We start from the raw sequence: 25,124 nt of genomic DNA, 5'->3' as shown, positions 1-25,124 counted from the left end.
TCCCATGATTGCTCGCTACCTGATCCTCGTGCCCCTGTTGTTCAGCCAACCGGCGCAGGCCGCCGCCCCCGTCGACCTGAACGTCAACGGCCGGATCATCCCGGTGTCCTGCGCGCCAAGCCTGTCGGCCAACGGCGTGGTGGATTTCGGCAAGATCGCCCAGCAAGACCTCAACCTCACGACCGGCACGCGGCTGCCGATCAAGTCCCTGAACCTGACGGTGATCTGCAACGGCCCGGTGCGTTATGCCTTGCGCATGCACGACAACCGCGACGGCTCGGCCCACGTCAACAGCGAGATTTATTACGGGTTGGGCCTGGACAACAGCGCGAACAAGATCGGCGTGTACTCGCTGACGTTCGATCCGCAGCAGACCGTGGTGGGTGGCGTGGCCGAGGTCTACGGCACCGAGTCCACCACCGGCGGCGTGGCCTGGCGCGCGGCCAACCGCAACCCGATCAACATCGGCGCCAAGAGCCTGCTGGGCTTCACCGACACCGCGGGCAGCACCGCCGGCCCCATGGCGATCCAGAACCTGACCAGCACGCTGAGCCTGGAGACGGTGATCAACGCCAAACAGAATCTGGACCTGAGTACCGACATCCTCATGGACGGTTCGGCGACGCTGGAGGTGGAGTACCTCTAGACTTTCTCGCTGCTGACCTCGACGTACCGCGCGCGCCCCGCACCGAGGCCAGCGACGATGGCGCCCAGGCCGATCACCGCGAAGACCCAACCGGTGGCGGCCCAGCCGCCGGTCCAGTCGTGAATCAGGCCCACCGCGAGCGGGCCCAGGGACGCCAGGGTGTAACCGAAGCCCTGGGCCATGCTCGACAGGTTGGCGGCCACGTGGACATCCCGCGAGCGCAGCACGATCAAGGTCAGCGCCAGGCTGAACGTACCGCCCTGCCCCAAGCCCAGCAGAATCGCCCAGCCCCACAGCCCGTCGAGGGGCGCGTACAGGCAGCCCATCAGCCCGCCGAGGGTCAGCAGCATCACCACCACGATGGCCAGGCGCTGGTCCTTGCCGCGCGTGGCCAGCCAAGGCGCGGTGAGGGCGCTGAGCAGTTGCACGATGATCGAACCGGACAGCGCCAGCCCGGCATCGGTGGCGCTCAGGCCGCGGTCGATGAGGATCGACGGCACCCAGCCGAACACGATGTAGGCCAGGGACGATTGCAGGCCCATGTACAAGGTCACTTGCCAGGCCAGCGGATCGCGCAGCAAGCCCTTCACCCGGTAGGCGACGCGATGCGCGCCGTGCTTCTGCCCGATTTGCGGCAACCAGCACAGCGCGGCCAGCAACGCCGGCACCATCCAGAAGCCCAACCCGATGCTCCAACGGTTGCCGAAGGAGTCGCTCAAGGGCACCGAGGCCCCCGCCGCCAACGCCGCGCCCAGGCACAGCGCCATGGTGTAGACCCCGGTCATCGCGCCCGCCTGCCTGGCGAAGTCGCGCTTGACGATACCGGGCAACAACACGCCGATGATGCCGATGCTGGCCCCGGCGATCAGGCTGCCCACAAACAACCCGACCTCACCGAACGCACTGCGCAGCAGAATACCGCCGGCCAGCGTCAACAAGATCCCCAGCACCACCCGCTCGGCACCGAAGCGCCGCGCAAGGAGCGGCGCCAGCGGCGCGAACAGGCCCAGGCACAGCACCGGCAAGGTGGTCAGCAGACCGGCCCTGGCCGCCGACAAGCCCAGGCTGGCCGAGACCTCACTGAGCAGCGGCGACAGGCTCGACAGCGCCGGGCGCAGGTTCAGCGCCACCAGCACCAGGCCCAGCAGCAACAGCCATGGCCGGCTCGTCGACGGGGGGCTGTGCTGGACTGCATCGTCGTCGGCCTCGGCGTCGATCAGCAATTCTTCCAACTCAGGCGTGCGTGGGGCGTCAGGGTTCATTGATCAACTGCCGGCAAAGGGATTTGGCGCGCTCCGGGTCTTGCTGCGCTACGGCATCAAGCAGGGCGGTGTGCAGGTCGAACACCGCCTGGCGACGCGGCGAGATGTTCAGGGTCTGGCGCAGTTGCGCGCCAATGATGCTGGAAAAGTACCGGTACAACTCGCTCAACGCCGGGTTGTGCGCCGCGTCCACCAGCCGTTGGTGGAATACCAGATCGGCGCTGATGTAGGCCTCCAGCTCACCGTGATACAGCGCGGCGCTGGCATCAAGCGCCTCGCGCAACCGGTGCAGGTCTTGCTCGGTGCGACGCAGGACGGCCAGACCGATGGCCTCCACTTCCAGGATCTGCCGCGTCTCCTGCGCCTGTTCCAGGCTGCAATGGGATAACGCGCGCATGGCGCCCAGCGGGTCCGTCATCGAACGCAGGTAACTGCCGTCGCCCTGGCGGACCTCGATCAATCCAGAGAATGCCAGCACCCGCATGGCCTCGCGCACGGTATTGCGGCTGATGCCCAGTTCCGCCGCCAGCTCAGGCTCGGTGGGCAGGCGCTCGCCGATGGCCCACGTACCTTGGGTGATGCGCTGGCGCAGCTGCTCGAGGGCTTGGTCGACCAGGGAGCGTTTGATCAGCGGGGAGATGTCTGTCATGAGGTTTGCGCTTTCGTCCAATCATAGGATGAATTTACCTACAGCCTATTCGGACTTGCCTACAAAGGCAACGCACTAGGGTTTTCAGGCAGGGAAACGGAGCAGTATTTTCGATTGTTAAAATTACCCTTAAAGGGTAATTTCAGCCTTAGGTGTCTTATGGAAAAGTACACACCTCATTACGATTTGGCGGTGATAAAGGCGGATGTCATCAGGTTGGGTAGCAGAGCATTCACCGCAAGCGCGCGGGAGGCGGCTCGACAACTTGAGTTGAACATCGGCCAGATGCGACTCGCGGTCTGCGCCCTTGAGAATCGAATGTTGTGCAAGTCAATGACGACCTATTCAGACCACCGTGTGTGGCAGGACGTCTATCTGATCAAGATTTACGCTACGGAGATTTACATCAAAGTGACTTACCGCCCAGGCGGTGGTCCTCCCGTAATCTCCTTCAAGGAGAAAACCTTATGAAAACCCAACAATGCGTGAGCTGCGGAACCCATGACGCAATGCAGCATTTCGAAGGTCGCAACTTCACGATCAACACACGCGGCATGATCCGGGATATCCCTGATATTGCAGGCTGGGAATGCCAGGCCTGTCACGAGGTCGAGTTCGATTCGGACACCGATAGCGCAGAGCGTTATTCCGATGCCAGCGATAAGTTGTTAATGGATGCCAGGACAATCATCGCCGCCGAAATGAAACGAATTCGCCGCAAATTGCATCTGACGCAGAAAGACGCGGTGAGGCTATTGACCGGCCGCGGCCATAACGCATTTTCCCGCTACGAAAGGGCTGAGATCTTTCCGCCCGCGCCACTGCTCACATTGATGCGTCTACTGGATAAACATCCGCATCTATTGGCCGAAATAGAGGCACTCAATGCCGGCGAAGACCTGAACCATCTGCTGATCGCAAAAGATGCGCAGCTTGCAACTCAAGCGTCCGCGTAAAAACAGCAGGCAAAAATAAACCCGGCCTGGTGCCGGGTTTATCGCTTCAAGCATCAACCATCGATCAATGCAGAATCTGGCTCAAGAACAACTTGGTCCGATCATTCTGCGGGTTGTCGAAGAAGTCATTCGGCGCCGCCTGTTCCACGATCTCACCCTTGTCCATGAAGATCACGCGGTTGGCCACGGTACGGGCGAAGCCCATTTCGTGGGTCACGCACAACATGGTCATGCCGTCTTCGGCCAGGCCGATCATGGTGTCGAGCACTTCCTTGACCATTTCCGGGTCGAGGGCCGAGGTCGGTTCGTCGAACAGCATGATTTTCGGTTTCATGCACAGCGCCCGGGCAATCGCCACGCGCTGTTGCTGGCCGCCGGAGAGTTGCCCCGGAAACTTGTGAGCCTGCTCCGGGATACGCACGCGCTCCAGGTAGTGCATGGCGATTTCTTCGGCCTTGCGCTTGGGCATCTTGCGCACCCACATCGGTGCCAGCGTGCAGTTCTGCAGGATGGTCAGGTGCGGGAACAGGTTGAAGTGCTGGAACACCATGCCGACTTCGCGGCGGATCGCTTCGATCTGCTTGAGGTCGTTGGTCAGCTCCACGCCATCGACCACGATGCGGCCCTGCTGGTGTTCTTCCAGGCGGTTGAGGCAGCGGATGGTGGTGGACTTGCCCGAACCCGACGGGCCGCACAGCACGATACGCTCGCCCTGCTTGACGTTGAGGTTGATGTCTTTCAATACGTGGAACTGGCCGTACCACTTGTTCACGCCCTGCATCTGGATAATGCCTTCAGGGCTCACAGGCTGTTTGATCGCTTCGCTCATAACATCAACTCCTAACGCTTGTGGCCTGTGTCGAGCTTATGTTCCAAATGAATGGAATAGCGCGACATACCAAAACAGAAAATCCAGAACACCAGGGCGGCGAACACGTAGCCTTCAGTGGCCATGCCCAACCATTTCGGGTCGGCGGCGGCTTGCTTGACGCTGTTGAGCAGGTCGAACAAACCGATGATGATCACCAGGCTGGTGTCCTTGAACAGCGCGATAAACGTGTTGACGATGCCGGGGATCACCATCTTCAGGGCTTGCGGCAGAATCACCAGGCCCATGCTGCGCCAGTAACCCAGGCCCATCGCCGCGGCCGCTTCGTACTGACCTTTGGGAATCGCCTGCAAGCCACCGCGCACCACTTCCGCCACGTAGGCCGACTGGAACAGGATCACGCCGATCAACGCCCGCAGCAGCTTGTCGATGCCCATGCCTTCGGGCAGGAACAACGGCAGCATCACCGAGGACATGAACAGCACCGTGATCAACGGCACGCCGCGCCAGAATTCGATGAAGGTCACGCAGACCACACGAATCGCCGGCATGTTCGAACGCCGCCCCAGCGCCAGCACAATCCCCAGCGGCAAGGCACCGGCGATGCCGACGGTGGCGATGACCAGGGTCAGCATCAGGCCGCCCCATTGGCTGGTGGCCACGCTGGTCAGGCCGAAAATACCGCCGCGCAACAGGAAGAAGGCAATGATCGGGTACAACACCAGAAAGCCCAGGCCGTAGATCGCCTTGCGTGGAAAACGCGAGATGAACAACGGCGCCACGCCCACGATGGCCAACCACACGGTCAGGTCTACGCGCCAGCGCAGGTCGCCGGGGTAGTAGCCGTACATGAACTGCCCGAAGCGCTGTTGGATAAACACCCAGCAGGCGCCTTCTTTGGTGCAGTCGGCGCGAGTGGTGCCGACCCAGTTGGCGTCGAGGATCGCCCAGTGCAGGATCGGCGGCACGACCAGGTAGATCAGGTAAAACGCCAACAAGGTCAGCAGGGTGTTGAGCCAGCTGGAAAACAGGTTGGCGCGCATCCATGCCATCGGCCCGAAGACTTTGCTCGGCGGTGGCATATCAGGTTTGAACGTATGCGAACTCATGCTCGTTTCCTCACCGCTCGATCAGCGCAATGCGCTTGTTGTACCAGTTCATCAGCAGGGAAATGCTGATGCTGATCGCCAGGTACACGCTCATGGTGATGGCAATGACTTCGATGGCCTGGCCGGTCTGGTTGAGCACCGTGCCGGCAAACAGCGAAACCATTTCCGGGTAACCGATACCGGCGGCCAACGACGAGTTTTTCGCCAGGTTCAGGTATTGGCTGGTCAGCGGCGGAATGATCACCCGCAGGGCTTGCGGGATGATGACCTTGCGCAGCGTCGGCCCGGGGCGCAGGCCCAGGGAGCGTGCGGCTTCGGTCTGGCCGTGACTGACGGACTTGATGCCCGAGCGCACGATCTCGGCGATAAACGCCGCGGTGTACACGGTCAGCGCCAGGGTCAGCGCCAACAGTTCAGGGATCAGTACCCAGCCGCCGACGAAGTTGAAGCCTTGCAGCTTGGGCATTTCCCAGTGCAACGGCGCGCCGAAGACCAAGGCGCACAATGCCGGGATCACGATGAACAGCGCCAGACCCGCCCAGAACTTGTGGAAGGGAACACCGGTCGCTTCAAAGCGCTTGTTGGCCCAGCGGGTCATCAGCACGACGGCCACGATGGCCACGACCACGCTGACCACGAACGGCCAGAACCCGTCGGCGGCCAGCGCGGCCGGCATGTTCAGGCCACGGCTGCTGACGAAGAACGTGTCGCCGAAGTTATGGCTGTTGCGCGGCCCCGGCATGGTCAGGAACACCGCGAAGTACCAGAACAGGATTTGCAGCAACGGCGGGATGTTGCGGAACACTTCCACGTACACCGTCGCCAGCTTGTTGATCATCCAGTTGGGCGACAAGCGGGCCACGCCGATGATGAACCCGAGCAGGGTCGCCAGGACCACGCCAATCACGGTCACCAGCAAGGTATTGAGCAGCCCGATCACAAACACCCGGGCATAGCTGTCCGATTCGGTGTAGTCGATCAGGTGCTGCGCGATGCCGAAGCCGGCACTGCGCTCAAGAAAGTCGAAGCCCGAGGTAATGCCCCGGTGTTGAAGGTTGGTCTGGGTATTGTTGAAGAGGTACCAGCCCAGCGAGACCACCGCCACAATCGTGATGATCTGGAAGAGCCACGCACGCACTTTGGGATCGCTGAAGCTGAGCTTCTGCTTTGGTGCGCCGATTTTATTTTGCATGAAGTGCCCCGGAAAGAATGGAACAGAACATCACCCGGCGGTTGGCCCACCGGGTGATAGAACCATCAGCGATCAGCGCACAGGGGGTGCGTATTGAATGCCGCCGTTGTTCCACAGCGCGTTCAGGCCACGGTCGATTTCCAGTGGCGTGCTCTTGCCGAGGTTTTTCTCGAACACTTCACCGTAGTTGCCGACCTGCTTGACGATCTGTACGACCCAGTCTTTCTTCACTTTCAGGTCTTTGCCGTATTCGCCGTCGGCACCGAGCAGACGCGCAACGTCCGGGTTCTTGGTGGACTTGGCTTCAGCTTCGACGTTTTTGGAAGTGATACCGGCTTCTTCCGCGTTGAGCATGGCGTAGCCAACCCAGCGCACGATGGCCAGCCACTCGTCGTCGCCATTACGCACGACCGGGCCCAGCGGTTCCTTGGAAATGGTTTCCGGCAGAACCACGTAGTCTTTCGGCGAGGCCAACTTGCTGCGCTGGGCGAACAGTTGGGACTTGTCGGAGGTCAGCACGTCGCAACGCCCGGACTCCAGCGACTTGGCGCTTTCGTCGGAGGTGTCGAAGGTGATCGGGGTGTATTTCAGACCGTTGCCACGGAAGTAGTCGGAAACGTTCAGCTCGGTGGTGGTACCGGCCTGGATGCAGATGGTTGCACCGTCCAGTTCCTTGGCACTTTTAACGCCCAGCTTGTTGTTTACCAGAAAGCCGATGCCGTCGTAGTAAGTGATGAAGCCGGGGAATTTCAGGCCCATGCCCGCATCGCGGGAGCTGGTCATGGTGGTGTTACGGGACAGAATGTCGACTTCGCCGGATTGAAGCGCGGTGAAACGCTCCTTGGCGTTCAACTGGCTGAATTTGACCTTGGTCGCGTCGCCGAACACAGCAGCGGCTACCGCGCGGCAGAAGTCAGCGTCGATCCCGAGGATCTTGCCGCTGGCATCCGGTACCGAGAAACCCGGCAAGCCGTCACTCACGCCACATTGCACAAAACCTTTCTTCTGCACGGCGTCCAGGGTGGCGCCGGCTTGGGCGAAACCACTGACACCCAATACAGCGGCCGCGGAAACGATGGCCAGGGTGGATTTCAATACCTTCATTCAAACCTCCAGTTGCTCTTGTTGTGTCGGAGCTAGAACCTCAGCGCACCCTTATGAGGCGATATCGACCCGTGTTGGCTTTTATTAGGGTCAAGCAGCATGAGGCAGTCGCAGTAATTCCAGTTGCTATCCCACAAACGGCAGTCACTGATAGTGTTACCGTCCCAGGAAAGATCTGACATCGACCTACACATAGCAAAGCGCGTACCAGAGTGGCTGCTGAGTCGATTCAGCCCAAGGTCAATGGCAAAAGATTCAACCTTGCGACATTCTCGTAACAGATCAAACTATTGCGCACCGTTCCGTCGCACTCAATCGGAGCGCACGCACATTAATGGAGCAGACATGAGCAACCCCTTGATTCTTCAGCCCACCAAGCCTGCAGACGCCTGCGTAATCTGGCTGCATGGCCTGGGTGCCGATCGCTACGACTTCCAACCGGTGGCCCAAGCGCTGCAGGAAAACCTGCTGACCACCCGCTTCGTCCTGCCTCAAGCACCGACCCGCCCGGTGACCATCAACGGCGGCTATGAGATGCCCAGTTGGTACGACATCAGGGCGATGAGCCCGGCGCGGTCCATCAGCCTGGAAGAGCTGAAAGAGTCGGCCAAAATGGTCACGGATTTGATCAAGGAACAAAAAAGCAGCGGAATAGACGCCTCGCGGATTTTCCTGGCGGGTTTCTCCCAGGGTGGCGCCGTGGTGTACCACACCGCTTTCCATAAATGGCAAGGCGCCTTGGGTGGCGTGATTGCCCTCTCCACTTATGCGCCGACCTTCGACGACGAGCTGGAATTATCCGCCAGTCAACAGCGCATTCCGGTGCTGTGCCTGCATGGCCAGTACGACGAGGTGGTACAGAACGCCATGGGGCGCAGCGCTTACGAGCACTTGAAGACCCGTGGTGTCACCGTGACATGGCAGGAATACCCAATGGGTCACGAAGTGTTACCCGAAGAGATCAGCGATATCGGTACGTGGTTGGCCGAACGACTGCGCTGAACGCCGCCGTTTATTTAGCCACATGACAGACGCACTACGCCGCGCCCGATTCTTGCATTACACTGGCCGGCGTATATTCCTTAACCAATTAATGAGATCACCGTGCTCAAAGCACTCAAGAAGATGTTCGGCAAAAGCGAGGCTGAGCCGCTCGCGCCAGTTCCCAGTGCTCCCGTCCCGACACCCGGCAGCCGCCACGACGGTAAACAGCCTGGCCTGGCCGCGCCTGTGACCGCGCCGAAACCGCTCGAGGTGACGCCAACCGAACCGCCGAAACCGGCCGAAGCCGCTGCGGCAACTGCGCCTGCGCCAAAAGCCGCACGCCGTGAACGCGCGCCCAAGCCGCCCGTCACACCGTGGAAACTCGAAGATTTCGTCGTCGAACCCCAGGAAGGCAAAACCCGCTTCCACGATTTCAAGCTCGCACCGGAACTGATGCACGCCATCCAGGACCTGGGCTTCCCGTACTGCACACCGATCCAGGCGCAGGTGCTGGGCTTCACCCTGGCCGGCAAAGACGCCATCGGCCGCGCCCAGACCGGCACCGGCAAGACCGCCGCGTTCCTGATCTCGATCATCACCCAACTGCTGCAAACGCCGCCGCCGAAAGAACGCTACATGGGTGAGCCGCGCGCGCTGATCATCGCCCCGACCCGCGAGCTGGTGGTGCAGATCGCCAAGGACGCCGCCGACCTGACCAAGTACACCGGCCTCAACGTCATGACGTTTGTCGGTGGCATGGACTTCGACAAGCAACTCAAGCACCTCGAAGCGCGCCACTGCGACATCCTGGTTGCCACTCCGGGCCGCCTGCTCGACTTCAACCAGCGCGGCGACGTACACCTGGACATGGTCGAAGTGATGGTGCTGGACGAAGCCGACCGCATGCTCGACATGGGCTTTATCCCGCAAGTACGCCAGATCATTCGCCAGACCCCGCCGAAAAACGAGCGTCAGACCCTGCTGTTCTCCGCGACCTTCACCGAAGACGTGATGAACCTCGCCAAGCAGTGGACCACCGAGCCGTCCATCGTCGAGATCGAGGCGCTGAACGTCGCCAGCGAAAACGTCGAGCAACACATCTACGCCGTGGCCGGTGCCGACAAGTACAAGCTGCTCTACAACCTGATCAACGACAACGGTTGGGAGCGCGTGATGGTGTTTGCCAACCGCAAGGACGAAGTGCGCCGTATCGAAGAGCGCTTGGTGCGTGATGGCGTCAACGCCGCGCAACTGTCAGGCGACGTGCCGCAGCACAAGCGCATCAAGACCCTGGAAGGCTTTCGCGAAGGCAAGATCCGCGTGCTGGTGGCCACCGACGTGGCCGGGCGCGGGATTCACATCGACGGCATCAGCCATGTGATCAACTTCACCCTGCCCGAAATGCCCGACGACTACGTACACCGTATTGGCCGCACCGGCCGTGCCGGGGCAGCGGGCGTGTCGATCAGCTTTGCCGGGGAGGATGACTCGTATCAGTTGCCGTCGATCGAGACGCTGCTGGGCCGCAAGATCAGCTGCGAGACACCGCCGACGCACTTGCTCCGGGCTGTAGAACGCAAACGCCCCTAAGCTCAAATGCGGTCAAACATGTGGGAGGGGGCTTGCCCCCGATAGCGGAGTGTCAGTCGCAGAATTTGCCAACTGACCCACTGCTATCGGGGGCTTGCCCCCTCCCACATTTGATTTCAGCTGATTTTGAGATAGGTGTTCGGCTGGCTACTTCCAGCGATCCGCTGCGGCGTGGTCGCTGTCGCGCCCGTCCACCCAACGCGCACCTTCGCTGGTGCTTTCTTTCTTCCAGAACGGCGCACGGGTCTTCAGGTAGTCCATCACAAACGCGCAGGCATCAAACGCAGCCTGACGATGCGCGCTAGCAGCGGCGACGAAGACGATGGGCTCGCCCGGTTCCAACGCGCCGATGCGGTGCAGCACTTCCAGCTTGAGCAGCGGCCAGCGTTGTTCGGCTTCCACGGCGATCTTGGCCAGGGCCTTTTCGGTCATGCCGGGGTAATGCTCCAGGAACATCCCCGCCACGTCGTGGCCGTCATTGAAGTCGCGGACATAGCCGACAAAACTCACCACCGCGCCGACGCCGACATTGGCAGCGTGCATCGCGTTGACTTCGGCGCCGGGGTCAAACGGCGCGGGCTGCACACGGATGGCCATGCTCAGCCTCCGGTCACGGGTGGGAAGAAGGCGACTTCATCACCGGCTTCGAGCGGCTCGTCGACGCTGCACATTTCCTGATTGCGCGCGCACATCAAGCTGGTCTCGTTGAGCACGTCAAAGCCCGGATCGCCGACCAATGCCTGGCGCACCGCGTCGACGGTGGCGAAGTCGCCTTCCATCTCCAGGGAATCCAGGCCGATCGTTTCGCTGTAGCGGGCAAAAAACAGTACGTTGATGCTCATGCCTGGTCCGCCTTGAAATGCCCGCTTTTCCCGCCGAGCTTTTCCAGCAGGCGGATGTTTTCGATGGTCATGCCGCGGTCCACGGCCTTGCACATGTCGTAGATGGTCAACGCAGCGACACTGGCGGCCGTCAGCGCTTCCATCTCTACGCCGGTCTGGCCCGAGAGTTTGCAGCGCGCCACGATGTGCACGGAGTCTATGCCCTCGGCGCTCAGTTCGACCTTGACGCCGGTCAACATCAGCGGATGGCACAAGGGGATCAAATCACTGGTTTTTTTCGCCGCCTGGATCCCGGCGATACGGGCCACGGCAAACACATCGCCCTTGGGATGGGCACCATCGACAATCATTTTCAGTGTCTCGGGCAGCATACGCACCCGCGCTTCAGCCACCGCCTCTCGGAACGTCACGGACTTGTCGGTGACGTCGACCATATGGGCGCGACCTTGGGAATCGAGATGAGTCAGCACAGGGATACTCCTGATCAGGAGCGTCGATTGTAAACCCTGTAGGAGCGAGCTTGCTCGCGAAAAACCAAAGAACAACGCGGGGCTCCAGAGACCCCGCGTTATCGTAGACACTCTTCGCGAGCACGCTCGCTCCTACATGGACCGCGTTTACAAGTGAGATTCGGCGTATTCGGCCAGGATCGAACGTGGAACTCCCTGCAGCGCGATATGCACGCCGTTCGGGAAGTCTTTGAAGCGTTCCGTCAGGTAAGTCAGCCCGGAGCTGGTCGCGGACAGGTAAGGGGTGTCGATCTGCGCCAGGTTGCCCAGGCACACCACTTTGGAACCGGCGCCGGCACGGGTGATGATGGTTTTCATCTGGTGCGGCGTGAGGTTCTGGCACTCATCGATCAAAATCAGGCTCTGCTGGAAGCTGCGACCTCGGATGTAATTGAGGGATTTGAACTGCAACGGCACTTTGCTGAGGATGTAGTCGACGCTGCCATGGGTGTTTTCGTCATCCATGTGCAAAGCTTCGAGGTTGTCGGTGATCGCCCCCAGCCACGGCTCCATTTTTTCCGCTTCGGTGCCGGGCAGGAAACCGATTTCCTGGTCCAGGCCCTGCACGCTGCGGGTGGCGATGATGCGGCGATAGCGTTTGGTCACCATGGTCTGTTCGATGGCGGCCGCCAGAGCCAGGATGGTTTTGCCCGAGCCGGCGGCACCGGTCAGGTTGACCAGGTGGATGTCCGGGTCGAGCAGCGCATACAGCGCCAGGCTCTGGTAGATATCACGCGGTTTCAGGCCCCAGGCTTCCTGGTGCAACAGGGGTTCCTGATGCAGGTCGAGGATCAGCAGCCTGTCGACCTGGATCTCTTTGATCCAGCCCACGAAGCCCTGTTCGTCGATGATGAACTCGTTGACGTGTACCGCCGGCAGGTTGTCGATCAGTTGCACCTGGTGCCAGGTGCGACCGTGGTCCTGACGGGTTTCGACCTTGCTGACGCGGTCCCAGAACGAGCCGGTCATGGTGTGATAACCACGGGACAGCATCGACACGTCGTCGACCAGTTGGTCGGTACTGTAGTCCTCGGCAGCGATCCCACACGCTCGTGCCTTGAGGCGCATATTGATGTCTTTGGTCACCAGCACCACGCGCATGTCCTTGTCACGAGCGTGCAGGTCGATCAATTGGTTGATGATTTTGTTGTCGTTGAGGTTTTCCGGCAGCAGGCTGTTGGGCTCGCTGCGCTTGCTCATCAAAATCGACAACAAACCCTTGGGCCCGCTTTTGCCGCGCTGGATCGGCACACCGACTTCGACGTCCTCGGGTGACGCTTCACCCAGGGTTTTGTCGATCAGGCGGATGGCCTGGCGACATTCGGCGGCCACGCTGTGATGCCCGCTTTTGAGTTTGTCGAGTTCCTCCAACACGATCATCGGGATGGCGACGTGGTGTTCTTCGAAGTTAAGCAGAGCGTTCGGATCGTGGATCAGTACGTTGGTATCAAGCACATAAAGGATTGGCTGGTCGGAAGAAGGGTTACGTCCATGATCATCCATACTCGGTCACCTTTGTGGGAGCCAGTCGACGCAATACCACAACAGTGCTGCGCCTCGATTCGACCACCGACTGCACCTTGCGTGACGTCAAGTGCAGTGCCCACATGAGGAGTCTTGGAAGACGCCACCTGTGTTGCAGGTTTCGGCGATCTGACTTCGTAATACCGCAAAACCCATGACAGGAAAAAGCACTTTGACGTTTTTTTGAAGTTTATTTTTCAGGATGACGAATAGCACTAGCCGAGTGCCAGCTACCCCGTTAAAGTCGGAAGTCGGCCCGCATAGAAATATCGTACAAAATCACCCCGAAAATGCCGCATCCCCAACGGGAGCGGGCACTTCAGCCTCTTCAGCGAAACGCCTCCCGGCAGTCCTGCCAACCCAGCCCGCTTTGCGCCGTTGCCTGCAATACCATCGGCAATGCGACCCGCGCCTTGTCCTGGGTGTCGTGAAACACAATCACCCCTTTGCGCCACAACAACATCAATGTCAGCACCCGCTGCGCCGACTCATCGGCCTTGAGCTTGCCCGGTTCGTCCTGGGAGTCGATATCCCACAACGCCACCTGCAAACCCTGGGACTGGAAGAAACCCTGGCTGTCCGCGCGGCGCTGGCCGTAGGGTGGACGGAACAGCGGCACGTAGTTTTCCGGCATCAGGTTCTGCGCCAGCGCGGCGCTGCGGATGATCGAACTTTGCCAGTCGACCCAATGGCTGTGGGAACGGTACTGCCAACCTTGAGTGCCCACGCACTGCCCCTGATACAGCGCCTGCACATCCGCGACGGAACTGCGCTCCACACGGTTTTGCAGGCTGCTGCCGAGGGCGAAGAACGTGGCGTTCATCTTCTGCTTGCGCAGGTAATCGGTGAGCCAGTCGGTATTGCCGCTGACCGGTGCCGGGCCGCCGTCGAAGGTCAGCAGGAACAGGCGGTCGTTGAATTCGTCGCCATTGCGCTCATGGTCACCGAAACGTGCGATTTCGCTGCTGATCTGCGGGAACAGCGCGGCTTTGCGCAGCAGTTCGTCCAGGTAACGCTCGTGGAAATTGTGGCTTGGGCCGGCCCAGCCTATATAGAAGGAGTTGTCACTGACCTCGAACTTGCCGGCCTGCTCGCGCAGGTCGTCCATGTTTTCTACCAGGTAGCAGAACGACGCATCCTCCTCGCAACTTTCCTGGGCAGCGATGTAATTCTCCAGAAGGCGCCGCCAGAGCTGGCGACGCAGATCGTCGATGGCCGCCAGGTTGATGATCTTCAGGCCCAGGCGCTGTTTGAGCGCCGCTTCATCCAGGGCTTCGCTGCCGATCAGGCTGCGGGCGAACATCAATATTTCGGCGCGTGAGGCCACGTCGAACAGCGCAGGGCTGCTGAGTTTTTCCGGCCAGACGCCGCGATCCAGGCTGGCCACGTCCACCGGCGCCGCGTGGGCGTTCAGGCAAAACAGGCACGCCGACAATAAAAGCGCTATTCGCACACAGGGTCTCCCTCTCCAGAATCACCGGCCATCATAACGGATCGCGCCTATCGCCATCATAGGTGGAGTCAAAGTGCCCAACCCCCTAGAATCCCGCCCACGTTACAAGCACGATTACAGGAGCCAACTTCATGCTGATGGTGATTTCCCCCGCCAAGACCCTCGACTTCGAGTCCAGGCCTGCGACCCAGCGCTTTACCCAGCCGCAGTACCTGGACCATTCCCAGGAGTTGATCGAGCAACTGCGCCACCTGAGCCCGGCGCAGATCAGCGAATTGATGCATGTGTCCGACAAGATCGGCGGCCTCAACGCCGCGCGCTTCGGCAGCTGGACCCCGGCGTTCACACCTGCCAACGCCAAGCAGGCGTTGCTGGCGTTCAAGGGCGACGTGTACACCGGCCTCAACGCCGACACCTTCAGCGACGCCGACTTCAGCTACGCCCAGGACCACCTGCGCATGCTCTCGGGCCTGTACGGCCTGCTGCGCCCCCTGGACCTGATGATGCCGTATCGCCTGGAGATGGGCACCAAACTGGCCAACGCCCGTGGCAAGGACCTGTACGCCTTCTGGGGCACCCGGATCAGCGAGTGGCTCAACCAAGCCCTGGCCGAACAAGGCGATGACGTGCTGCTCAACCTGGCGTCCAACGAGTACTTCTCGGCGGTCAAGCGCACGGCGCTGAATGCGCGGATCGTCAATACCGAGTTCAAGGACCTGAAGAACGGCCAGTACAAAATCATCAGCTTCTACGCGAAAAAGGCGCGGGGCATGATGAGCCGCTTCGTGATCGAAGAGCGTATCAACGACCCGGCCCAGCTCAAGCAGTTCGATGTGCAGGGTTATCGCTTCAATGCCGAGCAGTCCAAGCCGGACAACCTGGTGTTCCTGCGCGATCACGCACCGGAATAAGGCCCTGCTCCGCCCTCATAGACGCTAAAGATCAAATGTGGGAGGGGGCTTGCCCCCGATGGGGGGGGGATCAGTCATACATGGATAGACTGACACACCGCCATCGGGGGCAAGCCCCCTCCCACATTTTTGTCTGCATTTCACAGCGTGAATCGTCAATTGTTTGGCGTCAAAAAATATCATGACGCATCTCTAACAATTATTTCACTCGACATTCGTCATTTTTTTTCGTAGTGGCACCACTTTTTTAAATCACTAGTGGCACAAAACTATTCCCGCGCGCCAACTCCCCGTAACTACTGGCCCAAATAGCAAGTGCTATCAATATAGTACCAGTGCCATCTTTGCTGATATTTCAAGAAATTTCCGGAAACAGGATGAGCGGCCAGGAACTTAGCCCTAAAGCACCGCTCATACCACCGGTAACGGAATTCTCTGCTTCTGTAAGAGATGACTTACATGGCGACCAACGGAAGTAGCAAAGTTGTCACATTAAACTTTGACTCTGGGCTCATATTACCAACCGATTAGTTAAGAGCGGCGATAAGGATCGATTGCCACACACTATAAGGCCAAGGCCGTGCTTACCCCAATGGGTCAGTGCTACAACCCAAGGCATTGATAATTATAGGCTTACAGCCTTTTATCAAGGCCCTGTTGCACTGGCGCCAGGCCCTTCTCCCAGGAAGGCCGGCTGCATTTCAGGGCAAGCACCAACAACAAGGCCAAGTTGCGCACAACTTGAGTGCAATAGTTAGTCACTCGTTATTCAACATGCCTGCACGCGGCAAGTCGGCGTCTATTCGCCTAACTTTCGCGGCATCAGTGACGCTTGCAAACATGAACTCCGGCCATTTAATGGCATGATTTAATACAGAGGTAAATGCGATGCGTATCAGCATATTTGGTTTGGGTTACGTTGGCGCAGTCTGTGCCGGTTGCCTGTCTGCCCGCGGCCATGAAGTGGTCGGCGTAGACATCTCCAAGGAAAAAATCGACCTGATCAACGCAGGCAAATCGCCGATCGTTGAACCGGGCCTGGGCGAGCTGCTGAGCCAGGGTATCGAGACCGGACGACTGCGCGGTACGACCGACTTCGCCGAAGCCATCCGCGCTACCGACCTGTCGATGATTTGCGTCGGTACGCCGAGCAAGAAAAACGGCGACCTGGAACTCAACTACATCGAATCGGTATGCCGCGAGATCGGCTTTGTCCTGCGTGACAAGACCACCCGCCACACCATCGTCGTGCGCAGCACCGTATTGCCGGGCACCGTGGCCAATGTGGTGATCCCGATCCTCGAAGACTGCTCCGGCAAGAAAGCCGGCGTCGACTTCGGCGTTGCGGTCAACCCGGAGTTCCTGCGTGAATCCACCGCCATCGCCGACTACGACCTGCCACCGATGACCGTCATCGGCGAATTCGACAAAGCCTCCGGTGATGTCCTGCAATCGCTGTACGAAGAACTCGACGCGCCGATCATCCGCAAGGACATCGCCGTTGCCGAAATGATCAAGTACACCTGCAACGTGTGGCACGCCACCAAGGTGACCTTCGCCAACGAGATCGGCAACATCGCCAAGGCCGTCGGCGTCGACGGGCGCGAAGTGATGGAAGTGGTCTGCCAGGACAAGACCCTCAACCTGTCCCAGTACTACATGCGCCCGGGCTTCGCGTTCGGCGGCTCGTGCCTGCCCAAAGACGTGCGCGCCCTGACCTACCGCGCCGGCTCGCTGGACGTGGAAGCGCCGCTGCTCAACTCGCTGATGCGCAGCAACGAATCCCAGGTGCAGAACGCCTTCGACATCGTCGCCGGCCACGACAAACGCAAAGTCGCCCTGCTGGGCCTGAGCTTCAAGGCCGGCACCGATGACCTGCGCGAAAGCCCCCTGGTGGAGCTGGCGGAAATGCTGATCGGCAAGGGTTACGACCTGAGCATCTACGACAGCAACGTCGAGTACGCCCGTGTCCACGGCGCGAACAAGGACTACATCGAAGGCAAGATCCCGCACGTGTCGTCCCTGCTCAACTCGGACTTCGACGAAGTGATCAACAACTGCGACGTGATCATCCTCGGCAACCGTGACGAGAAGTTCCGGGCCTTGGCCCATAACGCACCGCACGGCAAGCAAGTGGTCGACCTGGTGGGCTTCATGTCCAAGGCCACCAGTGTGAGCGGCCGTACCGAAGGTATTTGCTGGTAACAGCAACCGCAAGTTTCGGGCTGCCAGCGTCCTGATCCCCAGCGCTTGCAGCTCGAAACCTCCTTCACCTGCGGATGACGCCTATGTCCAAGTTAAAACACGTACTGCTCCAATCCGCCGGCTGGCTGTTCTTCTTGAGCCTGCTGATGGGACTCGCCCTGCTGTTGCCGGCGAGTACGTTCGACTCCGAGTCGAAGAATTTTATTTTCCTGATTGGCGCCGTCGGTATCTGGCGCTACTCGATGGGTGCGACGCATTTCTTTCGCGGCATGCTGTTCCTGTACGTGGTCTACCCCCACCTGCGGCGCAAAGTGCGCAAGTTGGGCAAGGCCGCGGACCCGTCCCATGTGTTCCTGATGGTCACCAGTTTCCGGATCGATGCGCTGACCACCGCGCAGGTCTACAGCTCGGTAATCCGCGAAGCGATCGAATGCGGCTTCCCCACCACCGTGGTCTGCTCGCTGGTGGAAATGTCCGATGAACTGCTGGTGAAAAGCCTGTGGGAACGCATGAACCCGCCGGGCCATGTGAAGCTCGACTTCGTGCGTATCGCCGGCACCGGCAAGCGCGACGGCCTGGCCTTCGGTTTCCGCGCCATCTCCCGCCACTTGCCGGATGACCGCGCCGTGGTTGCAGTGATCGATGGCGACACCGTGCTCGCCGAAGGCGTCGTGCGCAAAACCGTGCCGTGGTTCCAGCTGTTCGGCAATGTCGGCGGCCTGACCACCAACGAGTTCTGCGAAGTGCGCGGCGGCTACATCATGAGCGAATGGCACAAACTGCGCTTCGCCCAGCGCCACATCAACATGTGCTCGATGGCCCTGTCCAAGCGCGTGTTGACCATGACCGGGCGCATGTCGGTGTTCCGCGCCAGCGTGGTCACCGACCCGGGCTTTATCGCCGATGTGGAAAGCGACTCGCTGCAACACTGGCGCCTGGGCCGCTTCAAGTTTTTGACCGGCGACGACAAGTCCAGCTGGTTCAGCCTGATGCGCCTGGGCTACGACACCTTCTACGTACCGGATGCCGCAATCAACACCGTGGAGCACCCGCCTGAAAAGAGCTTTATCAAAGCCAGCCGCAAGCTGATGTTCCGCTGGTACGGCAACAACCTGCGCCAGAACTCCCGCGCCCTGGGCCTGGGTGTACGTCGCCTCGGCCTGTTCACCAGCGTGGTGTTGTTCGACCAGCGCGTGTCGATGTGGACCTCGCTGCTCGGCCTGACCGTGGCGATCATCGCCACCTTCAAGTACGGCGGTGCGTTCATCCTCGCGTACCTGCTGTGGATCGGCATCACCCGCCTGATCCTGACCGTGCTGCTGTCGTGCTCCGGGCACAGGATCGGCCCGGCGTACCCGGTGATTCTCTATTACAACCAGATCATGGGCGCGCTGGTGAAGATCTACGTGTTCTTCCGCCTCGATCAACAGTCCTGGACCCGCCAGGACACCAAACTGACCCGCGATTTGGCCAGCTTTCAACGTTGGTTCAACACCTGGTCGTCTCGGACCATGACCTTCTCCGCCGGCAGCATTTTCGTCGCCGTGTTGCTGATGATGGTCTGACCCTGCCAAGCCTGAATTAACTCTAGGAAATTGCCCTGATGAACAGCCAAGTAAACGCCAACGTTGTCCACGAATCCGAAGCCCAACGCCAGCACGCCCGGGTCAAAATCCCGGCCAAGTTGCGCTTTTTCAACACTGACCGCACGCCGACCGAAGCGCGGGTCATCGACCTGTCCGCCGGCGGCCTGGCGTTCACCGCCACCCAGCCGCTGATCGTTGGCGAAGTGCACAAGGGTCGCCTGCAATTTGTCATCGACAACCTCGGCCTGGCGATGGATGTGGAGCTGCAGATTCGCTCCTACGACCGCCAGAGCGGGCGCACCGGCTGCCAGTTCCAGAACCTCGACGCGCAGGATATTTCCACGCTGCGTCACCTGATCACGTCGCACCTGTCGGGCGATATCGTGACCATGGGCGACGTACTCGCCACCCTGCAACGCGACAACTTCACCAAGGCGCGCAAGGTCAAGGATGGCGGCAGCAACATGAGCGTCTTCGGCCGCCTGCGCGCCGTGACGTTCAGCCTGGCGATCTTCCTGGTGGGCCTGGCGGCATTCGGTTTCGTCTTCAAATCGCTGTACGGCATGTACTTCGTCAGCCACGCCCAGGCCGGCCTGGTCAGCGTGCCCGGCATGAACGTGACCATGCCCCGCGACGGCACCGTGCAAAGCCTGCTCAAAGGCGACGCGGTGGCGGCCAAAGGCGCGCCGCTCGCGACCTTCAGCACCAGCATGCTCGACGTGCTCAAGGGCCATCTGGACGAAGACCAACTGCAACCGGCCAAGGTCGAAGAACTGTTCGGCAAGCAAATGACCGGCACCCTGACCTCGCCTTGCGACTGCATCGTGGCCCAGCAAATGGTGGCCGACGGTCAATACGCAAGCAAAGGCGACGTGATCTTCCAACTGGTGCCTCGTGGCAGCCTGGCCAACGTGGAAGCACGCTTCTCCTACCGCCAGTTCGCTGACGTTCGCCCAGGTACCCCGGTGAACTTCCAGGTCGCCGACGAAGAACAGACCCGCACCGGCACCATCGTCAGCAGCACCAGCCTGAACAGCGCCGACCTGTCCTCCGACATCCGCGTGCAGATCAAGCCGGACGCACCGCTGGACAGCGCCTACGCCGGCCGCCCGGTGGAAGTCACCAGCGACCGTGGTCCATCGCTGAACTGGCTGATCGATAAAGCCATGGCTGCCGGACTGTAAGCGAGGACATGCCTGTGACGACTCTCCTGAAAACACCGCAATCCCTGTGGGAGCGGGCTTGCTCGCGATGGGATCAGTGCGGTTTGCCTGACGGACCGCACGGCCTGCATCGCGAGCAAGCCCGCGCCCACAAGGGTCCTGTCGCGTTGCTGGCCCTTGCGGTCAGCCTCGCCGGTTGCGCCGGTCTGCCCGACCAGCGCCTGGCCAACGAAGCCCTCAAGCGGGGCGACACGCTCACCGCGCAGCAGAATTACCAGCAACTGGCGACCCTGGGTTACAGCGAGGCCCAGGTGGGCCTGGCCGATATCCAGGTCGGCACACGCGATCCGGCGCAGATCAAACAGGCCGAGGCCACTTACCGCGCCGCTGCGGATATTTCGCCGCGCGCCCAGGCCCGCCTGGGGCGCCTGCTGGTGGCCAAGCCCGGCGCCACCGACGCCGAACACCATGAAGCCGAAGGCCTGCTGAAAAAAGCCTTTGCCAATGGCGAAGGCAACACCCTGATCCCGCTAGCGATGCTGTACCTGCAATACCCGCACAGCTTCCCCAACGTGAACGCCCAGCAGCAGATCAACAAATGGCAGGCCGCCGGTTACCCGGAAGCCGGTCTGGCCCAGGTGCTGCTGTATCGCACCCAGGACACCTACGACCAGCATCTGGATGATGTCGAGCGCATCTGCAAGGCCGCGCTGAACACCACCGACATCTGCTACGTCGAACTGGCCACGGTCTACCAGAAAAAAGCCGAGCCAGAAAAACAGGCCGAACTGCTCAAGCAAATGGAAGCCGGCTACAGCAGCGGCACCGTCACCGCACAGCGCATCGACAGCGTGGCCCGCGTATTGGGCGACGCAACGCTGGGCAAGACCGACGAGAAAACCGCCCAGGCGCTGCTGGAAAAAATCGCCCCCGGCTACCCCGCATCCTGGGTCAGCCTGGCGCAATTGCTCTACGACTTCCCGGAACTGGGCGACGTCGACCAGATGATGAAGTACCTGGACAACGGCCGCGCCGCCGACCAGCCGCGCGCCGAGCTGTTGCTGGGCAAGCTCTACTACGATGGCAAGTGGGTGCCGGCGGACGCCAAGGCCGCCGAAGCGCATTTCGAGAAAGCCCTGGGCCGCGAAGTGGCCGCCGATTACTACCTCGGCCAGATCTACCGCCGTGGCTACCTCGGCAAGGTCTACTCGCAAAAAGCCCTGGACCACCTGCTGACCGCTGCGCGCAACGGCCAGAACAGCGCCGACTTCGCCATCGCGCAATTGTTTTCCCAAGGCAAGGGCACCAAGCCCGACCCATTGAACGCCTATGTCTTCAGCCAATTGGCTAAAGCCCAGGACACACCAGAGGCCAACGACCTGGCCACGCAGCTCGAAGCCCCGCTGACGCCGGAACAACGCGCCGAAGGCCAACGCCTGGTGCAACAGGAACTGGCCGCGCGCGGCACCCTGGCCCAGAGCACGCTGCAACTGCACGCCCTGCAAGAAGAAGACGGCGAGGAATCCCTATGAAGCTCAATCCATTCGTGCAGGCCGGTATCGGCCTGACCTTCGCCCTGCTGTGGTCGTGCCCGACCCTGGCAGCGCTGACCGAAGCCAATAACTTCGGCCTGGAAGTCAAAGTCACCGGCCAGTCCGAAGACGACCGCGACCTCGGCACCCAAAAGGGTGGCGACGTCAACGGCATCGGCCTCGACCTGCGCCCGTGGATCTACGGCGAAAGCGGCAACTGGAGCGCCTACGCCATGGGCCAGGCCGTTGCCTCGAGCGACATCATCGAGACCGACACCCTGCAGCAGTCGTCGAGTGACACCACCGAGCAGTCGAGCAACAGCGACCGCACAGCGAAGAAAAACTACCTGGCGCTGCGCGAGTTCTGGGTCGGCTACAGCGGCTTCACGCCCTACCCCGGCGAGCTCCTCAAGTTCGGCCGCCAGCGCCTGCGCAATGACGACGGCCAATGGCGCGACACCAACATCGAAGCGCTGAACTGGACCTTCGACACCACCCTGCTCAAGGCCAACGTCGGCGCCGCCGAACGCTTCAGCGAATACCGCACCGACCTCAAGGAGCTGTCGCCCAAGGACAAGGACCGCCAGCACTTCTACGCCGACGCCGCCTACCAGTGGACGCCGGGCCAGTGGATCGGCCTGCGCGGGCACCACACCCATGACGACGGCAAGCTCGACTACGCCGAACCCGGCGTGGCCAGCGACCCGCTGGACAAGCGCGAGAACGGCGACCTGACCTGGCTCGGCATCGAAGCCAACAGCGACGCCTACAACTGGCGCAACACCAACACCGTCAACTACTGGGCCAGCGTCACCGGCATGCAGGGCGACCGCGAGAGGGTCAACGCGTTGAACGCCGACGGCACCCGCCCGAGCAACGCCAAGCGCAGCGAAGACGTGAGCGGCTGGGCCACCGACCTGGGTATCCGCCTGCGCCTCGACCCGCAGTGGCAAGTGGGTGCAGCCTATGCCCGCGCCAGCGCCGAGTACGAACAGAACGGCCTGCAAAGCAACCGTTCGAACTTCACCGGCACCCAGTCCCGCCTGCATCGCTTCGGCGAAGCGTTCCGCGGCGAGATGAACAACATGCAGTCCATGAGCCTGTTCGGCTCCTGGCAGTTGCGCGAGGACTACGACGCCAGCCTGGTGTACCACAAGTTCTGGCGCGTCGACGGCAACAAGCCGGTGGGCAGCAACGGCATCGACGCCGTGCAGAACAACACCGACGACGTGACCGGCGCGATCCTGTCCAGCACCTCCCTGCCCCTTGAAGACGGCAAGAAAGACCTGGGCCAGGAGATGGACCTGGTCGTCACCAAGTACTTCAAGAAAGGCCTGCTGCCGGCCGCGCTCAGCCAGTCAATCGACGAACCGTCGGCCCTGGTGCGCTTTCGTGCCGGCGTGTTCAAACCGGGCGACGCTTATGGCAGCCAGGTCGACTCGTACATGCATCGCGCCTTTGTCGACGTGATCTGGAAGTTCTGATGGGAGCCCGCGCAATGATTGCTCACCCCTTCACAGGCAGATGCTTGCTGGTGACCGCGATGCTGATGGCCAATGCCACAGCCTTCGCCGATACCGCGCAGCCGGTCAAGGCGCCGACCATCGCCAAAGAACTGCAACAGGCCAAGACCTACACCATTTCCAGCCCGCCGACCGCGCCGCTGGAAATGCCCAAGCCGGCCCTGCCGGACCTGTCGGGCTACACCGCCGCGGCGATGGAAAAGAAAATCGTCAGAACCAAGCCGGGCAAAATCAGCATCCGCCGCATGATGCAGGAAGACGCGCTGAAGGACTTCATCGGCGGCGACAACAAGATGGCCGAGTGGGTGGTGCGCCAGCACGGCATTCCCCAGGCGATCTTTATCGACGACGGCTACATGAACCTCAAGGACCTGCTGGGCAAAGTGCCCAAGCAGTACCTCAGCGAAACCTCGCCGGGCGTGTTCCTCGCCAAGTTGCCGATCGTGGTCGGGCGCAAGGGCATCCTCGATATCGACAAGCACACCAAAGAACTGCGCCTGTCCCAGGAAGCCGGTTCGTTCCTGATCAACGACGGCCAACTGTTTGTGCGCGATACCAAGATCACCGGTTGGAAAGAAAAGGCCAACGGCCCGGCGACCTACCAGTCGCCCAATGAGTTCCGCCCGTTCCTGCTGGCCTGGGGCGGCACCGAGACCTACATCGCCAACACCAAGATGGCCAGTTTCGGCTATGCCAACAGTAAGTCGTATGGGGTGAGTATTTCCCAGTACACGCCGAACATGGCCAAGGTGCTCAAGCGCCCTGAGCCGACCGGCTGGATCATCGACTCCGAGTTCTCGGACATGTGGTACGGCTTCTACTGCTACGAGACCGAAGGCTTTGTGATCAAGGGCAACACCTACAAAGACAACATCGTCTACGGCATCGACCCCCACGACCGTTCCCACGGCCTGATCATCGCGGACAACACCGTCTACGGCACCAAGAAGAAGCACGGCATCATCATTTCCCGGGAAGTGAACGACAGCTTCATCTTCAACAACCGCAGCTACGACAACAAGCTCTCGGGCCTGGTGATCGACCGTAACAGCGTGAACAACCTGATCGCCGACAACGAGATCTACCGCAACCACACCGACGGCATCACGCTCTATGAGAGCGGCGACAACCTGTTGTGGGGCAACAAGGTGATCGCCAACCGTCGCCACGGCATCCGCATACGCAACAGCGTCAACATCAAGCTGTACGAAAACACCTCAATGGCCAACGGGCTGACCGGCGTCTATGGCCACATCAAGGACCTGACCGACACCGACCGCGACATCGCCCTCGACCCGTTCGACACCAAGGTCTCGCTGATCGTGGTCGGCGGCGAACTGGCCGGTAACGGCAGCGGGCCGCTGTCGATCGACTCGCCGTTGAGTATCGAGCTGTACCGCGTGTCGATGCTGGCGCCGACCAAATCCAGCGGCATCAGCTTCTCCGGCGTGCTGGGCGATCGTCAGGAAGAAATTCTCGACCTGCTGGTACGCCAGCAGAAAGCCGTGCTGATCGACCCTGTCGAACGCCAGACCGAAATGCAGGACTGAGGATG

Annotated in this window: 23 protein-coding genes; 12 read left to right on the top strand and 11 right to left on the bottom strand. The window is 60.8% G+C overall.

Going from position 1 to position 25,124, the window contains the following annotated elements:
* Positions 1 to 4 precede the first annotated feature (4 nt).
* Positions 5 to 646: a DUF1120 domain-containing protein gene (locus tag JN756_RS05675; protein ID WP_201021913.1), complete on the top strand. Its 642-nt coding sequence runs from the start codon at positions 5 to 7 to the stop codon at positions 644 to 646.
* Here JN756_RS05675 and JN756_RS05670 read toward each other — a convergent pair.
* Complete coding sequence (locus JN756_RS05670) at positions 643 to 1,908, bottom strand: CynX/NimT family MFS transporter (protein WP_201021912.1); 1,266 nt, start codon at positions 1,906 to 1,908, stop codon at positions 643 to 645. The two genes, JN756_RS05675 and JN756_RS05670, sit on opposite strands and share 4 nt — an antisense overlap.
* Positions 1,898 to 2,557 carry a FadR/GntR family transcriptional regulator gene (locus JN756_RS05665; protein ID WP_017848655.1) on the bottom strand — a complete coding sequence of 220 codons (660 nt, stop codon included), beginning with the start codon at positions 2,555 to 2,557 and terminating at the stop codon, positions 1,898 to 1,900. Before JN756_RS05665 ends, JN756_RS05670 begins: the two co-directional genes overlap by 11 nt.
* A gap of 159 nt (positions 2,558 to 2,716) precedes the next feature.
* Between JN756_RS05665 and JN756_RS05660 the strand changes: the two genes are divergently transcribed.
* Both JN756_RS05660 and JN756_RS05655 read left to right on the top strand, forming a co-directional pair.
* Positions 2,717 to 3,028 carry a type II toxin-antitoxin system MqsR family toxin gene (locus JN756_RS05660; protein ID WP_046384618.1) on the top strand — a complete coding sequence of 104 codons (312 nt, stop codon included), beginning with the start codon at positions 2,717 to 2,719 and terminating at the stop codon, positions 3,026 to 3,028.
* The gene (locus tag JN756_RS05655) at positions 3,025 to 3,513 is read left to right on the top strand and encodes a type II toxin-antitoxin system MqsA family antitoxin (RefSeq protein WP_046384619.1); all 489 of its coding nucleotides are present in this window, start codon (positions 3,025 to 3,027) and stop codon (positions 3,511 to 3,513) included. Before JN756_RS05660 ends, JN756_RS05655 begins: the two co-directional genes overlap by 4 nt.
* Positions 3,514 to 3,577: 64 nt before the next feature.
* Here JN756_RS05655 and JN756_RS05650 read toward each other — a convergent pair whose 3' ends face one another.
* The 4 genes from JN756_RS05650 to JN756_RS05635 all read right to left on the bottom strand — a co-directional run bounded on the left by JN756_RS05650 (position 3,578) and on the right by JN756_RS05635 (position 7,747).
* Positions 3,578 to 4,342 (bottom strand): amino acid ABC transporter ATP-binding protein, encoded by a 765-nt coding sequence (locus JN756_RS05650; protein ID WP_003171943.1) that lies wholly within the window; start codon positions 4,340 to 4,342, stop codon positions 3,578 to 3,580.
* A gap of 11 nt (positions 4,343 to 4,353) precedes the next feature.
* Positions 4,354 to 5,451: an amino acid ABC transporter permease gene (locus JN756_RS05645; RefSeq protein ID WP_017848652.1), complete on the bottom strand. Its 1,098-nt coding sequence runs from the start codon at positions 5,449 to 5,451 to the stop codon at positions 4,354 to 4,356.
* Between the two features lie 10 nt (positions 5,452 to 5,461).
* Positions 5,462 to 6,643, bottom strand: coding sequence for an amino acid ABC transporter permease (locus tag JN756_RS05640; RefSeq protein WP_079442895.1), 1,182 nt, complete (start codon positions 6,641 to 6,643; stop codon positions 5,462 to 5,464).
* Positions 6,644 to 6,715: 72 nt separating this feature from the next.
* The gene (locus JN756_RS05635) at positions 6,716 to 7,747 is read right to left on the bottom strand and encodes an amino acid ABC transporter substrate-binding protein (RefSeq protein ID WP_010564018.1); all 1,032 of its coding nucleotides are present in this window, start codon (positions 7,745 to 7,747) and stop codon (positions 6,716 to 6,718) included.
* 345 nt (positions 7,748 to 8,092) lie between these two features.
* Between JN756_RS05635 and JN756_RS05630 the strand changes: the two genes are divergently transcribed.
* Positions 8,093 to 8,749 carry an alpha/beta hydrolase gene (locus tag JN756_RS05630; RefSeq protein WP_017848649.1) on the top strand — a complete coding sequence of 219 codons (657 nt, stop codon included), beginning with the start codon at positions 8,093 to 8,095 and terminating at the stop codon, positions 8,747 to 8,749.
* Positions 8,750 to 8,845: 96 nt separating this feature from the next.
* Positions 8,846 to 10,321, top strand: a complete 1,476-nt coding sequence (gene rhlB, locus JN756_RS05625; protein ID WP_032804813.1) for an ATP-dependent RNA helicase RhlB — start codon at positions 8,846 to 8,848, stop codon at positions 10,319 to 10,321.
* Positions 10,322 to 10,468: 147 nt separating this feature from the next.
* Here the strand turns inward: rhlB and moaE are convergent, their stop codons facing one another.
* From moaE to JN756_RS05600, 5 genes are all read right to left on the bottom strand, one after another.
* Complete coding sequence (moaE, locus tag JN756_RS05620; RefSeq protein ID WP_017848647.1) at positions 10,469 to 10,918, bottom strand: molybdopterin synthase catalytic subunit MoaE; 450 nt, start codon at positions 10,916 to 10,918, stop codon at positions 10,469 to 10,471.
* 2 nt (positions 10,919 to 10,920) lie between these two features.
* The gene (moaD, locus tag JN756_RS05615; protein ID WP_046488654.1) at positions 10,921 to 11,163 is read right to left on the bottom strand and encodes a molybdopterin converting factor subunit 1; all 243 of its coding nucleotides are present in this window, start codon (positions 11,161 to 11,163) and stop codon (positions 10,921 to 10,923) included.
* Positions 11,160 to 11,633: a cyclic pyranopterin monophosphate synthase MoaC gene (gene moaC, locus JN756_RS05610; protein WP_046384623.1), complete on the bottom strand. Its 474-nt coding sequence runs from the start codon at positions 11,631 to 11,633 to the stop codon at positions 11,160 to 11,162. Before moaC ends, moaD begins: the two co-directional genes overlap by 4 nt.
* Before the next feature lie 147 nt (positions 11,634 to 11,780).
* Positions 11,781 to 13,175, bottom strand: a complete 1,395-nt coding sequence (locus JN756_RS05605) for a PhoH family protein (protein WP_017848644.1) — start codon at positions 13,173 to 13,175, stop codon at positions 11,781 to 11,783.
* A gap of 349 nt (positions 13,176 to 13,524) precedes the next feature.
* Positions 13,525 to 14,649, bottom strand: coding sequence for a polysaccharide deacetylase family protein (locus JN756_RS05600; RefSeq protein ID WP_057004283.1), 1,125 nt, complete (start codon positions 14,647 to 14,649; stop codon positions 13,525 to 13,527).
* Positions 14,650 to 14,780: 131 nt separating this feature from the next.
* On the opposite strand from JN756_RS05600, the gene yaaA reads away from it, so the two are divergent.
* The 7 genes from yaaA to algG all read left to right on the top strand — a co-directional run bounded on the left by yaaA (position 14,781) and on the right by algG (position 25,119).
* The gene (gene yaaA / locus JN756_RS05595; protein WP_046384625.1) at positions 14,781 to 15,560 is read left to right on the top strand and encodes a peroxide stress protein YaaA; all 780 of its coding nucleotides are present in this window, start codon (positions 14,781 to 14,783) and stop codon (positions 15,558 to 15,560) included.
* Between the two features lie 888 nt (positions 15,561 to 16,448).
* Positions 16,449 to 17,765 (top strand): nucleotide sugar dehydrogenase, encoded by a 1,317-nt coding sequence (locus JN756_RS05590; RefSeq protein WP_126587571.1) that lies wholly within the window; start codon positions 16,449 to 16,451, stop codon positions 17,763 to 17,765.
* An 83-nt stretch (positions 17,766 to 17,848) separates the two neighbouring features.
* Complete coding sequence (gene alg8, locus JN756_RS05585) at positions 17,849 to 19,330, top strand: mannuronan synthase (protein WP_017848640.1); 1,482 nt, start codon at positions 17,849 to 17,851, stop codon at positions 19,328 to 19,330.
* A 38-nt stretch (positions 19,331 to 19,368) separates the two neighbouring features.
* A complete protein-coding gene (locus tag JN756_RS05580; protein WP_017848639.1) occupies positions 19,369 to 20,535 on the top strand; it encodes an alginate biosynthesis protein Alg44 in 1,167 nt (388 codons plus the stop codon).
* An 8-nt stretch (positions 20,536 to 20,543) separates the two neighbouring features.
* Entirely contained in the window at positions 20,544 to 22,046 is a 1,503-nt protein-coding gene (algK, locus tag JN756_RS05575) for an alginate biosynthesis TPR repeat lipoprotein AlgK (protein WP_236255084.1), read from the top strand.
* A complete protein-coding gene (locus JN756_RS05570) occupies positions 22,043 to 23,530 on the top strand; it encodes an alginate export family protein (protein ID WP_201021911.1) in 1,488 nt (495 codons plus the stop codon). Before algK ends, JN756_RS05570 begins: the two co-directional genes overlap by 4 nt.
* Entirely contained in the window at positions 23,530 to 25,119 is a 1,590-nt protein-coding gene (gene algG, locus JN756_RS05565) for a mannuronan 5-epimerase AlgG (protein ID WP_201021910.1), read from the top strand. The genes JN756_RS05570 and algG overlap by 1 nt, the downstream gene beginning before the upstream one ends.
* Positions 25,120 to 25,124 lie beyond the last annotated feature (5 nt).

The sequence above is a fragment of the Pseudomonas sp. Y39-6 genome (assembly GCF_023651955.1).
Taxonomy (GTDB): Bacteria; Pseudomonadota; Gammaproteobacteria; order Pseudomonadales; family Pseudomonadaceae; genus Aquipseudomonas; species Aquipseudomonas veronii.
This window is presented reverse-complemented; position numbering and strand designations above follow the sequence as displayed.

Coding starts and splice junctions, on each gene's coding strand:
- JN756_RS05675 (WP_201021913.1), top strand. CDS start 5: ATGATTGCTCGCTACCTGATCCTCGTGCCCCTGTTGTTCAGCCAACCG.
- JN756_RS05670 (WP_201021912.1), bottom strand. CDS start 1,908: ATGAACCCTGACGCCCCACGCACGCCTGAGTTGGAAGAATTGCTGATC.
- JN756_RS05665 (WP_017848655.1), bottom strand. CDS start 2,557: ATGACAGACATCTCCCCGCTGATCAAACGCTCCCTGGTCGACCAAGCC.
- JN756_RS05660 (WP_046384618.1), top strand. CDS start 2,717: ATGGAAAAGTACACACCTCATTACGATTTGGCGGTGATAAAGGCGGAT.
- JN756_RS05655 (WP_046384619.1), top strand. CDS start 3,025: ATGAAAACCCAACAATGCGTGAGCTGCGGAACCCATGACGCAATGCAG.
- JN756_RS05650 (WP_003171943.1), bottom strand. CDS start 4,342: ATGAGCGAAGCGATCAAACAGCCTGTGAGCCCTGAAGGCATTATCCAG.
- JN756_RS05645 (WP_017848652.1), bottom strand. CDS start 5,451: ATGAGTTCGCATACGTTCAAACCTGATATGCCACCGCCGAGCAAAGTC.
- JN756_RS05640 (WP_079442895.1), bottom strand. CDS start 6,643: ATGCAAAATAAAATCGGCGCACCAAAGCAGAAGCTCAGCTTCAGCGAT.
- JN756_RS05635 (WP_010564018.1), bottom strand. CDS start 7,747: ATGAAGGTATTGAAATCCACCCTGGCCATCGTTTCCGCGGCCGCTGTA.
- JN756_RS05630 (WP_017848649.1), top strand. CDS start 8,093: ATGAGCAACCCCTTGATTCTTCAGCCCACCAAGCCTGCAGACGCCTGC.
- moaE (WP_017848647.1), bottom strand. CDS start 10,918: ATGGCCATCCGTGTGCAGCCCGCGCCGTTTGACCCCGGCGCCGAAGTC.
- moaD (WP_046488654.1), bottom strand. CDS start 11,163: ATGAGCATCAACGTACTGTTTTTTGCCCGCTACAGCGAAACGATCGGC.
- JN756_RS05605 (WP_017848644.1), bottom strand. CDS start 13,175: ATGGATGATCATGGACGTAACCCTTCTTCCGACCAGCCAATCCTTTAT.
- yaaA (WP_046384625.1), top strand. CDS start 14,781: ATGCTGATGGTGATTTCCCCCGCCAAGACCCTCGACTTCGAGTCCAGG.
- JN756_RS05590 (WP_126587571.1), top strand. CDS start 16,449: ATGCGTATCAGCATATTTGGTTTGGGTTACGTTGGCGCAGTCTGTGCC.
- alg8 (WP_017848640.1), top strand. CDS start 17,849: ATGTCCAAGTTAAAACACGTACTGCTCCAATCCGCCGGCTGGCTGTTC.
- JN756_RS05580 (WP_017848639.1), top strand. CDS start 19,369: ATGAACAGCCAAGTAAACGCCAACGTTGTCCACGAATCCGAAGCCCAA.
- algK (WP_236255084.1), top strand. CDS start 20,544: ATGCCTGTGACGACTCTCCTGAAAACACCGCAATCCCTGTGGGAGCGG.
- JN756_RS05570 (WP_201021911.1), top strand. CDS start 22,043: ATGAAGCTCAATCCATTCGTGCAGGCCGGTATCGGCCTGACCTTCGCC.
- algG (WP_201021910.1), top strand. CDS start 23,530: ATGGGAGCCCGCGCAATGATTGCTCACCCCTTCACAGGCAGATGCTTG.